The 12323-nt window shown below is 69.3% G+C and carries 9 protein-coding genes; 5 read left to right on the top strand and 4 right to left on the bottom strand.

Features of this window, described 5'->3' with window-relative positions:
- Positions 1-10: 10 nt before the first annotated feature.
- Together ACYF6T_RS28005 and ACYF6T_RS28000 are read right to left on the bottom strand one after the other, a co-directional pair.
- A complete protein-coding gene (locus ACYF6T_RS28005) occupies positions 11-874 on the bottom strand; it encodes a phosphatase PAP2 family protein (RefSeq protein ID WP_461699851.1) in 864 nt (287 codons plus the stop codon).
- A gap of 68 nt (positions 875-942) precedes the next feature.
- Entirely contained in the window at positions 943-2040 is a 1098-nt protein-coding gene (locus ACYF6T_RS28000; RefSeq protein WP_461699850.1) for a LacI family DNA-binding transcriptional regulator, read from the bottom strand.
- A gap of 362 nt (positions 2041-2402) precedes the next feature.
- Here ACYF6T_RS28000 and ACYF6T_RS27995 point away from each other — a divergent pair, with 362 nt between their 5' ends.
- The 4 genes from ACYF6T_RS27995 (at position 2403) to ACYF6T_RS27980 (ending at position 7503) form a co-directional block, all read left to right on the top strand.
- The gene (locus ACYF6T_RS27995; RefSeq protein ID WP_461699848.1) at positions 2403-3677 is read left to right on the top strand and encodes an extracellular solute-binding protein; all 1275 of its coding nucleotides are present in this window, start codon (positions 2403-2405) and stop codon (positions 3675-3677) included.
- Positions 3678-3777: 100 nt separating this feature from the next.
- Complete coding sequence (locus tag ACYF6T_RS27990; RefSeq protein WP_461699847.1) at positions 3778-4782, top strand: carbohydrate ABC transporter permease; 1005 nt, start codon at positions 3778-3780, stop codon at positions 4780-4782.
- A gap of 13 nt (positions 4783-4795) precedes the next feature.
- Positions 4796-5716: a sugar ABC transporter permease gene (locus ACYF6T_RS27985; RefSeq protein WP_461699846.1), complete on the top strand. Its 921-nt coding sequence runs from the start codon at positions 4796-4798 to the stop codon at positions 5714-5716.
- 125 nt (positions 5717-5841) lie between these two features.
- Entirely contained in the window at positions 5842-7503 is a 1662-nt protein-coding gene (locus ACYF6T_RS27980; RefSeq protein WP_461699845.1) for a glycoside hydrolase family 13 protein, read from the top strand.
- A 169-nt stretch (positions 7504-7672) separates the two neighbouring features.
- Here ACYF6T_RS27980 and ACYF6T_RS27975 read toward each other — a convergent pair whose 3' ends face one another.
- Together ACYF6T_RS27975 and ACYF6T_RS27970 are read right to left on the bottom strand one after the other, a co-directional pair.
- Positions 7673-8596 carry a glycoside hydrolase gene (locus ACYF6T_RS27975; protein ID WP_461699844.1) on the bottom strand — a complete coding sequence of 308 codons (924 nt, stop codon included), beginning with the start codon at positions 8594-8596 and terminating at the stop codon, positions 7673-7675.
- A 38-nt stretch (positions 8597-8634) separates the two neighbouring features.
- A complete protein-coding gene (locus ACYF6T_RS27970; RefSeq protein ID WP_461699843.1) occupies positions 8635-10011 on the bottom strand; it encodes an alpha-amylase in 1377 nt (458 codons plus the stop codon).
- Between the two features lie 202 nt (positions 10012-10213).
- On the opposite strand from ACYF6T_RS27970, the gene ACYF6T_RS27965 reads away from it, so the two are divergent.
- Positions 10214-12292, top strand: a complete 2079-nt coding sequence (locus ACYF6T_RS27965) for a carbohydrate-binding module family 20 domain-containing protein (RefSeq protein ID WP_461699842.1) — start codon at positions 10214-10216, stop codon at positions 12290-12292.
- Positions 12293-12323: the final 31 nt, after the last annotated feature.

Here is a 12323-nt window from a genome sequence, read left to right as displayed (position 1 = left end):
GGGTGCCCGCCTACGCCTTCGTCGGCAGCAGCGGACCCCTGGCCCCGCGCGCCGCCACCGTCCTCGGCAGCGCGTACGGCAGCTTCCCGTACCACGCCCACGCCACCCCGAAGCCGAACGCCAGGCACAGGATGCCGCCCACCGCGTCCAGCCAGAAGTGGTTGGCGGTGGCGACGATGACGATCAGCGTCGCCGCGGGATAGCACAGCCCGAGCACCCGCACCCACGGCACCCTGGCCAGCGCGAAGATCGTCAGCCCGCACCACAGGGACCAGCCGATGTGCATGGACGGCATCGCGGCGTACTGGTTCGACATGTGCTTCAGGTCGCCGGAGGCCATCGAACCCCAGGTGTGGTGTGCGGTGACCGTGTCGATGAAGTGGCTGCCGCGCATCAGCCGCGGGGGCGCCAGCGGATACAGGTAGTAACCGACCAGGGCCACGCCCGTCGTCGCGAACAGCACCAGCCGCGTCGCCGCGTACCGGCCGGGATGGCAGCGGAAGAGCCAGACCAGCACGCTCAGCGTCACGATGAAGTGCAGGGTGGCGTAGTAGTAGTTCATGCCGACGATGAGCCAAGTCACCGAGTTCAGCGTGTGGTTGACCGACTGCTCGACGGCGATGCCGAGGTGGTGCTCGGTCTGCCAGATCCAGTCCGCGTTGCGCAGCGCCTTGCCGCGCTGTTCCGGAACGGCGTTGCGGATCAGGGAGTACGTCCAGTAACTCACCGCGATCAGCAGGACCTCGAACCACAGCCGCGGCCGGCGCGGGACGCGCAGCCGCCGGAGCGGACCCGGCGTCCGCGGGGCCGCGACCGGCTGCGGAACGGCCGCCTGCTCGCGGTCGTCCGGCCTGGTCACGGTCGAGTCACCCATAGGCACAAAGTCTGCCAGAAACGCCTTCTCCCCCCGATCATCCCCTGGTCGGGTTCAGGCCGCACGTTCTACCGCGGGCGGACCCCCTCGCCTCCTCCCGCCGCACTGCCCGTACCCCGGATTTCTCCGCCCCGAGGACGATGGCGGTCCCCGGGGGCCGAGGCGGTCGAACCGCGCACCACCAGCTCCGGCATGAACACGAACTCGCTGTGCGGCGCGGGCGTCCCGCCGATCTCCTCCAGCAGCGTGCGCACCGCCGCCTGGCCCATCGCCGGCACCGGCTTGCGGATCGTCGTCAGCGGCGGGTCCGTGAAGGCGATCAGCGGGGAGTCGTCGAACCCGACGACCGAGATGTCCTTCGGCACGTCCAGGCCGTGCTGTCGCGCCGCCCTTATCGCGCCCAGCGCCATCATGTCGCTCGCGCACACCACCGCCGTACAGGCGCGGTCGATCAGCGCGGTGGCGGCGGCCTGACCGCCCTCCAGGGTGTAGAGGGAGTGCTGGACCAGCTCCGACTCGATCTCCTGGGCGCCGAGGCCCAGCTGGTCCTGCATCGTGCGCACGAAGCCCTCGATCTTGCGCTGGACCGGCACGAACCGTTTCGGCCCGAGCGCCAGGCCGATGCGTGTGTGGCCGAGCGAGACCAGGTGCGTCACCGCCAGCGTCATCGCCGCCCGGTCGTCGGGCGAGATGAACGGCGCCTGCACCTTCGGCGAGAAACCGTCCACCAGCACGTACGGCACGCCCTGCGCGCGCAGCCGCTCGTAGCGCTCCATGTCGGCGGTGGTGTCGGCGTGCAGTCCCGAGACGTAGATGATCCCGGCGACGCCCCGGTCGACGAGCATCTCCGTCAGCTCGTCCTCGGTGGAGCCGCCCGGGGTCTGCGTGGCCAGCACGGGCGTGTAGCCCTGCCGGGTCAGCGCCTGGCCGATCACCTGGGCCAGGGCCGGGAATATGGGGTTCTCCAGCTCCGGGGTGATCAGGCCCACCAGACCCTCGCTGCGCTGCCGCAGGCGTACCGGGCGTTCGTAGCCCAGCACGTCCAGGGCGGCCAGCACGGACTGGCGGGTGGTGGCGGCGACGCCCGGCTTCCCGTTGAGGACGCGGCTGACGGTCGCTTCGCTCACCCCCGCCTGAGCAGCGATGTCGGCAAGCCGTGTGGTCACGCCACCGGACTGTACCGGCCGTATCGTCATCGCGGTCCCTCTGTTCTGGTCGGCGCCGCTTGTCCCGCAAGGGGATGATTGCCGTGCCGGAGCTGGATGGCAAGAGCTTGCAGAGTCTTGCACAAGTGTTCCCCGGCGCGCTCAAAGGCTGCAACAGGCGGTTGCGAAGGGGTCTGGACGGGGTCACGACGCGATAACTCCGCACCCTCCTTGCAGTTTTTTGCTGCAAGGTCTTTCGCAACGCTTACAACGCTGTTACGTTCCCTGACGCCCGGCGGCCGCAACGGCGCAGTCGGCACAGCAGGGACGGCAGACGGGGCCGGCCCCTGCACCACACGGGCTTTAACCCTCAAGGAGAACTCATGCGGCGTGGCATAGCGGCCACCGCGCTGGTGGCGTCCCTCGCCCTCGCGGCGACGGCCTGCGGCGGCAGTGACAGCGGCAGCGACAAGAGCAGCGGGCCGGTCACCATCACCTGGTGGGACACCTCCAACGCCACCAATGAGGCGCCGACGTACAAGGCCCTGGTCAAGGAGTTCGAGGCCGCCAACAAGGGCATCAAGGTCAAGTACGTCAACGTCCCCTTCAGCCAGGCGCAGAACAAGTTCGACACCGCCGCCGGCTCCAAGGGCGCCCCGGACGTGCTGCGTTCCGAGGTCGGCTGGACCCCCGCCTTCGCCAAGAAGGGCTACTTCCTGCCGCTGGACGGCACCGAGGCCCTCGCCGACAAGGACAAGTTCCAGCCCAACCTGATCACGCAGGCCCAGTACGAGGGCAAGACGTACGGCGTGCCGCTCGTCACCGACACCCTCGCCCTGGTCTACAACAAGGCCCTGTTCAAGAAGGCCGGCATCACCGAGGCCCCCAAGACCTGGGACGAGCTGAAGTCCGACGCCGCGAAGATCGACGCCAAGCTGCACGTCTACGGCTACTGGGGCTCCACCCAGGCCTACTATGCCCAGACCTTCCTCTACGGTGAGGGCACCGACACCGTCGACGCCTCCGCCAAGAAGATCACCGTGGACTCCGCCGCCGCGAAGAAGGCGTACGGCACCTGGCTGAGCATGTTCTCCGGCCAGGGCCTGCACAAGGCCGACGTCACCGCCGACGCCTACGCCCACATCCAGGACGCGTTCGTCAGCGGCAAGGTCGCCGCGATCATCCAGGGCCCGTGGGAGATCACCAACTTCTACAAGGGCTCGGCCTTCAGCGACAAGTCCAACCTTGGCATCGCCACCGTCCCGGCCGGCTCCAGCGGCAAGTCGGGCGCCCCGACCGGCGGCCACAACCTGTCGGTCTACGCCGGTTCGGACTCCGCCCACCAGAAGGCGGCCCTGAAGTTCGTCAACTTCATGACCTCCGCCAAGGCGCAGACGGAGATCGCCCTGAAGAACTCCACGCTGCCCACCCGCGACGACGCCTACACCGCCGAGGTCAAGGCCGACCCGGGCATCGCCGGCTTCCAGACGGTCCTGCCCGCCGCCCAGCCGCGCCCGGCACTGCCCGAGTACAGCTCCCTGTGGGGCCCGCTGGACACCGAGCTGCCGAAGATCGCCGGCGGCAACGAGTCCCTCGACAAGGGCCTGAGCAACGCCGAACTCGCCATCGCCAAGCTGGTGCCGGACTTCAGCAAGTAAGCACCGGTGGCCGCCGGATCGCCCTGATCATGGGGGGAGCGATCCGGCGGCCGTCGGCCTGCGCGCCGTACTCCCCCCGAAAACTCGAAGGTGTCGAACCATGACAGTCGCCATCGACCGCGCGACCGGCAAGGTCCGCGGTGACCGCGGGCAGCGCCCCGGGCTGGGCCAGCGCCTCAAGCACAGCTACCAGAAGAACTGGTACGCCTACGCGATGATCGCCCCCGTGGCCGTCGTGCTCGGCGTCCTCGTGCTGTACCCCCTGGTGTACGGCCTCTACCTCACCCTCACCGACGCCAACAGCCTCAACACGGCGCGCACCATCGGCGTCAACCACATCGACGCCACCTACAAGTTCATCGGGCTCGACAACTACAAGGACATCCTGTTCGGCCCGACGGCCTACGACCGCTTCTGGTCGCACTTCATCTGGACGATCGTGTGGACCGCGCTCTGCGTCGCCCTCCACTACACGATCGGCCTCGGCCTCGCGCTGCTGCTCAACCAGAAGCTGCGCGGCCGCACCCTGTACCGGCTGATCCTCATCCTGCCCTGGGCGGTGCCGACCTTCGTCACCGTCTTCGGCTGGCGCTTCATGCTCGCCGACGGCGGCATCGTCAACTCCTTCCTGCACACGCTGCACCTGCCGGCGCCGGACTGGCTGGAGGACACCTTCTGGCAGCGGTTCGCCGCCGTCATGGTCAACACCTGGTGCGGCGTGCCGTTCATGATGGTCTCGCTGCTCGGCGGACTGCAGTCCATCGACACCTCCCTGTACGAGGCCGCCGAGATGGACGGCGCGAGCGCCTGGCAGCGCTTCCGCTACGTCACCCTGCCGGGACTGAGGTCCGTCAGCTCCACCGTCGTGCTCCTGGGCATCATCTGGACGTTCAACCAGTTCGCCGTCATCTTCCTGCTGTTCGGCAACACCGCCCCGGACGCCCAGATCCTCGTCACCTGGGCCTACTACCTCGGCTTCGGGCAGCAGCCGCGCGACTTCGCGCAGTCGGCCGCGTACGGCATCCTGCTGCTGGCCATCCTGATCGTCTTCACCTCCTTCTACCGCCGCTGGCTGAACCGCAATGAGCAGCAGCTCGCGATCTGAGGCAGGAGTCACCATGAACACCGCAACACCCCCCGACATCACGGCGGATCGTCCGGTGACCCCGCAGGTCCTCGCCGCCTCGCGGCCGCGCCCGTTCCGCCGGCGCGGTGAGCAGAGCCTCGCCGCGAAGTCCGCCTCCCACGGCATCCTGATCGTCGCCAGCCTGATCGCGCTGTTCCCGATCGCCTGGCTGGTCTTCCTCTCCCTCGGCCCGGACAAGGACGACTACCTCCACCCGGGCGGCATCTGGGCGAAGATGTCGTTCACGAACTACTCGTTCGTGCTGCGGCACACGGAGTTCTTCGACTGGCTGAAGAGCTCGCTGATCGTCTCGCTCGGCACCACCGTCATCGGTGTGCTGATCGCCGCGACCACCGGCTACGCCGTCTCGCGCATGCGCTTCCCGGGCTACCGGAAGTTCATGTGGCTGCTGCTGCTCACGCAGATGTTCCCGATAGCGGTCCTCATCGTGCCGATGTACCAGATCCTGTCGGACCTGCAGCTCATCGACAGCTACCTCGGTCTCGTCCTCGTCTACTGCTCGACGGCGGTGCCGTACTGCGCCTGGCTGCTCAAGGGCTACTTCGACACCATCCCGTTCGAGATCGACGAGGCCGGACGCGTCGACGGGCTGAGCCCCTTCGGCACGTTCGCCCGACTGATCCTCCCGCTCGCCAGGCCGGGCCTGGCGGTCGCGGCCTTCTACAGCTTCCTCACGGCCTTCGGCGAGGTCGCGTTCGCCTCGACGTTCATGCTGTCCGACACGAAGTACACCTTCGCCGTCGGTCTGCAGACCTTCGTCAGCGAGCACGACGCCCAGCGCAACCTGATGGCCGCGACGGCCGTGCTGATCGCGATACCCGTCTCCGCGTTCTTCTACCTCGTGCAGAAGAACCTGGTGACGGGCCTGACCGCGGGCGGCACGAAGGGCTGACCGCGCCCCGCACCCCCCTGCCCGAGACGGCCGCGGTGTCCATCCGACCCCGCTGTCACCGCGGCCGTCTCGTCATCACCGTATGCACACCTGACCCGATGACTCCGTTGAGCCCCAAGGACGCCATGAGCCAGCAGCACACCGCCATCGCCCCGGCCCCGACCCCCGCCCAAGCCAAGCGCGGCGACTGGTGGCGGGACGCGGTGATCTACCAGGTCTACCCACGCAGCTTCGCCGACAGCAACGGCGACGGCATGGGTGACCTGGAAGGCGTACGATCCCGACTCCCGTACCTGCGCGACCTGGGCGTGGACGCCGTGTGGCTCAGCCCCTTCTACGCCTCGCCGCAGGCCGACGCCGGCTACGACGTCGCCGACTACCGGGCCGTGGACCCGATGTTCGGCAACCTGCTCGACGCCGACGCGCTGATCCGCGACGCCCACCAGCTGGGCCTGCGGATCATCGTCGACCTGGTGCCCAACCACTCCTCGGACCAGCACGAGTGGTTCAAGCGGGCCCTGCGCGAGGGCCCCGGCTCCCCGCTGCGCGACCGCTACCACTTCCGTCCCGGCAAGGGCGTCAACGGCGAACTCCCGCCCAACGACTGGGAGTCGATCTTCGGCGGGCCGGCCTGGACGCGGGTGGCGGACGGGGAGTGGTACCTCCACCTCTTCGCGCCGGAGCAGCCCGACTTCAACTGGGAACACCCGGCCGTGGGCGACGAGTTCCGCTCTATCCTGCGCTTCTGGCTCGACATGGGCGTCGACGGCTTCCGCATCGACGTGGCCCACGGCCTGGTGAAGGCGGAGGGGCTGCCCGACCTCGGGGCGCATGACCAACTCAAGTTGCTGGGCAACGATGTCATGCCGTTCTTCGACCAGGACGGGGTGCACGAGATCTACCGCCAGTGGCGGCTGATCCTCGACGAGTACGCGGGAGAGCGGATCTTCGTGGCGGAGGCCTGGACGCCGACCGTCGAGCGCACCGCGAACTACGTCCGCCCCGACGAGCTGCACCAGGCGTTCAACTTCCAGTACCTGTCGACGGACTGGGACGCCGACCAGCTCCGCACGGTCGTCGACCGCACCCTGGAGGCGATGCGCCCGGTCGGCGCGCCCGCGACGTGGGTGCTGTCCAACCACGACGTCACCCGCCACGCCACGCGCTTCGCCAACCCGCCCGGCCTCGGCACCCAGATCCGCACCGCGGGCGACCGCGCCCTGGGCCTGCGCCGCGCCCGCGCCGCCACCCTCCTCATGCTCGCCCTGCCCGGCTCGGCGTACCTCTACCAGGGCGAGGAGCTGGGCCTCCCGGACGTCGTCGACCTGCCCGACGAGGTGCGCCAGGACCCGGCGTACTTCCGCGGCGCCGGCCAGGACGGCTTCCGCGACGGCTGCCGCGTGCCGATCCCGTGGACCCGCGAGGGCTCCTCCTACGGCTTCGGCACCGGCGGCAGCTGGCTCCCGCAGCCGGAGGGCTGGGGCGAGCTCAGCGTCGAGGCCCAGACCGGCGACCCGGCCTCCACCCTGGAGCTCTACCGCACCGCCCTCGCCATCCGCCGCGCCCACCCCGGCCTGGGCGCCGGCGACGCGGTCGAGTGGCTGCGCGCCCCCGAGGGCGTCCTCGCCTTCCGCCGCGGCGACTTCGTCTGCGTCACCAACACCACCGGCGAGGCCGTCACCACCCCCACCCGCGGCCGCGTGCTGCTCACCAGCGGCGACATCACGGAGGCGGAGGACGAGACGAAGATCCCGTCGGACACGACGGTGTGGTGGACGACGGCCTGACGACGGCCCACCCACCGGGCCCGCCGCCTTCTCGGGCGGCGGGCCCGACTCACGCCCGGCCGACGGCGGATGACATACGTGACCAGCGAGCGCGCCGGGACGGTGGCGGTCAGGGTGCCGCCCGCGAGGAGGACGGGCGGCTGGGCGGACGTGCCGTGGGCCGTGTCCGTCAGGTAGGGGGTCGCGGTTCCCGCCGTGATGCCCGTGTTGCGCAGGGCGCAGGACACCGGGGTCGCCTCCGCAGCTTCAGGGCCGGGTCGGAAGTCGTGGCGGCCGTGCGCAGGGCGCCGGGGCGGAGGAAGCGGCTGTAGTTCGCCATCGCCCAGAGGCGTGGGGAGACGTGGTGGCCGTCGCCGTCCATCTGGATCAGGCCGCGGGTGGCGCCGGTCGAGGCGCCGTACCAGTAGACGTAGCCGCTGCCGTCGCCCTTCGTCAGCGCGTCGTGGATCGCGGCGGCGACCGTGATGCCGCCGTAGCCGCTGCCGTCGTCCCCGTTCTCGTTCCAGGCGGTGCCGTCGGGCGACCACTCCGACATCCAGGTGCGGTGCCGGGTGGGCAGCGGGCCGTCCACCGCGCTGGCGTAGGTGTGCGCGGTGAGCGTGGTGACGAGGCGGCGGGCCGTCGCGTCGGCCTCGATCGCGGCGCTGGACGCCTTCTGCTGGTCCCAGCCGAAGGAGTCGCAGCAACTCACGCGGTAGGCCCGCCGCCCTGGCGATCGGGCCGAGGACCTTCGTGAACCTGGCGGTAGAACCTCGCGTACTGCACGAGGAAGTCCGCGTACGCCCGGCGCCGGTCGCCGCTCGCGCAACTCGCCCCGGCGGATGCTGAGGCCAGCGCCGGTGGAGCGGCTGAAGAGGAGGTCCAGCAGCTCCTTCTGGTGCCGGGCCGACAGCCCCTGCGAGCCGTTCATGATGGCGGCCCGTCCGAAGTGCTCGCAGCTGCCGAAGCCGTCGATCGGCTGGTAGGTGACCGAGCCGTCGACGGTCACCGAGGTGGCGGCACAGGCGTCCTGGGTGCCGGCGGCGGTGACCCCGGCGGCCGTGAGCAGGGCCGCCGCCGGAGCCGGAGTCCGTTTCCTGAGTGTGCGCAGCATGATCCGCCCCTGTCGCGGGAGCGCCAGCGTCAAGGGGGTCAGCAGGCCGACTTGCCCGCGTAGAGCGCCAGGGCCGTGTTCGCGCCCAGCGTGGCCGTGAACTGGCCGCTGGAGTTCACCGTCACGCTCGTGTTGTTCTGCACGTCGCAGTACGTCCCCGCGGGCAGCGAGGTCTGGAAGGCGCGGCTCAGGCTGCCCGACTCGTGGTTGATCACGACGTACCCCTTGGCGCCCCGCCCGAAGGCGATGGCGTCGGCCCCGTCGTCCCACCAGTTCGTCACGGCCTCGCCGCGGGTGGCGTTGCGGAAGGCGACCATGCGCAGGATCTCCGGCCAGGCGTGCTGGCACTTCCAGCCGTCCTGCCAACAGGCGTTCACCTGGCCCCCGTTGGGCGGCCCCGCGTCCGTGTCGGACCACTCGTAGCCGGAGTTGACGTCCGGCGCGCCGTAGGGCCAGGCGAGCATGAAGACGTTGGCCAGCGTGTAGGTGGCGCCGTCCTTGTAGTTCAGGGTGGAGCCGTTGCGCTCGGTGTCGTGGTTGTCGACGAAGACCCCGGCGACCGAACTGCTCAGATAGCCCCAGCCCTCGCCGTAGTTCTTGAGATAGGCGAGGTTCTCGTTGGTGAAGACCCGTTTGAGGTCGTAGGCGTAGCGGAACTCCTGGACGTCGCCGTTGCCCGTGTACTCGGTGGGCTGCACGGCCTCCCCGCTGCCGTAGACGACCTCCTGCTTCCAGTACGCACCGGGGTTCGTCAGCCGTGACTTGATGCTGGCGAGGTCGGCCGCGTCGATGTGCTTGGCCGCGTCGATGCGGAAGCCGTCGACGCCGAGCGAGAGCAGGTCGTTCAGGTAGCCGGCGATGGTCTTGCGGACGTACTCCTCGCCGGTGTCCAGGTCGGCCAGGCCCACCAGTTCGCAGTGCTGGACGTTCCAGCGGTCCTGGTAGTTGCTGACCTGCGCGGTGCAGTCGTCGAAGTCGTAGGAGGAGTACAGGCCCGGGTAGTCGTACTTCGTGTACGACGAGCCGCCGGTGCCGGTGCCGCTGCCCGCCGACATGTGGTTGATCACCGTGTCGACGACGACCTTCACGCCGGCAGCGTGGCAGGTGTTCACCATGTTCTGGAAGGCCGTACGGCCGCCGAGCCGGCCCGCGATCTTGTAGCTGACCGGCTGGTACGACGTCCACCACTGCGAGCCCTGGATGTGCTCGGCGGGCGGCGAGACCTGGACGTAGCCGTAACCGGCGGGGCCGAGGGTGGTGGTGCACTCCTTGGCGACCGAGGCGAAGTTCCACTCGAAGAGGACCGCGGTGACGTCCTTGGTGCCGGGCGGGGAGGCGTGCGCGGTGCCGGGCGTCAGGACGGCGGCCGCCGTGGCGGCGAGCGCGGTCGCGGTGACGGGCCATCTCTTTATCACGGTGGGGGCTCCTTGAGGTGACCGCCAGGCGTCTTTGCCGGGCGCGGCGCGACCGTACCGCTAACGAAAGGTTTACAGCAAGGGACTTGAAATTCACAGCAAGAACTTTCATCGCCGACCTTGACGTGCCCTTCTCAACTACCTCAGGCTCACGGCTTGTTGAACCCTGTCCCTTCCGCACGGAGTTCTTTCGGAGCCGCTCATGAGCAGACACCACCCCCCGGGTGTCCTCCGCCGTACCGTGACCGCCGCCGCCGCGGGCGCCCTCGCCCTGGCCGGAGCCGTGGCCCTGCCCGCGGCCCCGGCCCACGCGGACACCACCGCCAAGGGCGACGTCATCGCCAACCTCTGGGAATGGAACTGGAAGTCCATTGCCTCCGAGTGCACGAACGTGCTGGGCCCGGCCGGCTACGGCGCCGTGCAGGTCGCCCCGCCCGCCGAGTCCCTCAAGCAGTCCTCGTACTACTGGTGGGACGTCTACCAGCCCTACTCCTACGACCTGAACAGCCGCTTCGGCACCGAGGCGCAGTTCGCGTCGATGATCAGCGCCTGCCACCAGGCCGGCGTCAAGGTCTACACGGACGCGGTGATCAACCACACCGCCGCGCAGACCGGCACCGGCTACAACGGCACCACGATCACCGGCAAGTACGACACCCCGGAGTGGGACCGCGCCGACTACCACGACTCCTCGGACTGCCCCACCTCCGACCTGACCATCCAGGACTACTCCAACCTCACCCAGGTCCAGAACTGCGAACTGCTGGGCCTGCCCGACCTGAGGACCGGCTCGGACACGGTCCGCACCGGCATCGCCGACTACCTCAACTCCCAACTCGCCCTGGGCGTCGACGGCTTCCGCGTCGACGCGGCCAAGCACATCCCGGAGGCCGACCTCGCGGCGATCGAGTCGAAGCTCACGGACACGACCTCGGGCACGGACCCGTACGTCTTCCAGGAGATCTACCCCGGCTCGACCCCGCAGCCCAGCGACTACTACGCCTCCGGCGACGTCCTGGACTTCACCTACGCGAGCAAGCTGAAGTCCGCCTTCCAGGGCAACGTCAGCGACCTGTCCTCGATCGCGGGCAGCGGCATCCTGCCGGCCGCCGACTCGGTGTCGTTCGTGACCAACCACGACACCGAGCGCAACGGCCTGCACATGTCGTACAAGGACGGCGACACCTACAAGCTGGCCAACCTCTTCCAGCTGGCCTACAAGTGGTCGACGCCGACGGTGTACGCCAGCTGGGAGTGGACGCAGAGCGACCAGGCGCCGCCGAACTCCTCCGGCTTCGTCACCGACACCGACTGCACGAGCGGCGCGTGGTACTGCCTCGACCGGGACACGGGGGTCGTCGGCATGGTCGCCTGGCACAACGCCGTCGACACGGCCGCCGTCTCGGACTGGCAGACCAAGTCGTCGGACGTGATCGGCTTCGGGCGCAGCGGCGCGGGCTTCTTCGCCCTCAACAACGGCTCCGGCAGCGCTACTTATACGTTCACCACCGGCATGGCCGACGGCACGTACTCCAATGTCGTCGACGGCGGGGCCTCCACGGTCACCGTCTCCGGCGGCAGCGCCACGATCACCATCCCGGCCAAGAGCGCGGTCGCCTTCTACAACGCCTCCTACACCTGCACGGTCGGCTGCGGCGACGCGGGCGGCGGCAGCGGCGGCTCGACGTCGACGGTGAGCGCGACCTTCAACGAGTACGCGTCCACCACGAGCGGCACCACCGTGTACGTGGTCGGCTCGATCGCGGCACTGGGCGGCTGGGACACCGCCAAGGCGGTCCGGCTGTCGTCGTCCGGATACCCGGTCTGGTCGGGGGAGGTGAGCGTGCCGATCGACACCGGCTTCACCTACAAGTACATAAAGAAGGACGCCTCCGGCAACGTGACCTGGGAGTCCAACGCCAACAGATCGGCCACCACGGCGGAGTCGGCGATCTCCCTGGACAACTCCTGGAACGTGGCGAACGCCGACGCCACCGACGTCACCTTCAACGAGTACGCCACCACCGACTGGGGCACCAACGTCTACGTCGTGGGCTCCGTCGCCTCCCTCGGCTCCTGGAACACCGCCGACGCGATCCCGCTGTCCTCGGCCTCGTACCCGACGTGGAGCAAGCTGGTCATCGTGCCCAAGAGCACGGCCTTCACGTACAAGTACATCAAGAAGGACGGCTCCGGGAACGTGACCTGGGAGTCGGGCACCAACCGCGCCTACACGACCGGCACGTCCTCGGGCTACACCACCGGCGACACCTGGAAGTAGCCGCCCGGCCCGCCGAGTGCCTCACCCGCCC

The organism is Streptomyces sp. 7R007, assembly GCF_054850255.1.
The sequence above is the reverse complement of the archived record's forward strand: the minus strand, read 5'-3'. Positions and strand labels throughout refer to the sequence as shown.

What these genes read in the sequence shown, in the direction of transcription:
- ACYF6T_RS28005 (WP_461699851.1), bottom strand. Translation starts at nt 874, where the DNA reads ATGGGTGACTCGACCGTGACCAGGCCGGACGACCGCGAGCAGGCGGCC.
- ACYF6T_RS27995 (WP_461699848.1), top strand. Translation starts at nt 2,403, where the DNA reads ATGCGGCGTGGCATAGCGGCCACCGCGCTGGTGGCGTCCCTCGCCCTC.
- ACYF6T_RS27990 (WP_461699847.1), top strand. Translation starts at nt 3,778, where the DNA reads ATGACAGTCGCCATCGACCGCGCGACCGGCAAGGTCCGCGGTGACCGC.
- ACYF6T_RS27985 (WP_461699846.1), top strand. Translation starts at nt 4,796, where the DNA reads ATGAACACCGCAACACCCCCCGACATCACGGCGGATCGTCCGGTGACC.
- ACYF6T_RS27980 (WP_461699845.1), top strand. Translation starts at nt 5,842, where the DNA reads ATGAGCCAGCAGCACACCGCCATCGCCCCGGCCCCGACCCCCGCCCAA.
- ACYF6T_RS27975 (WP_461699844.1), bottom strand. Translation starts at nt 8,596, where the DNA reads ATGCTGCGCACACTCAGGAAACGGACTCCGGCTCCGGCGGCGGCCCTG.
- ACYF6T_RS27965 (WP_461699842.1), top strand. Translation starts at nt 10,214, where the DNA reads ATGAGCAGACACCACCCCCCGGGTGTCCTCCGCCGTACCGTGACCGCC.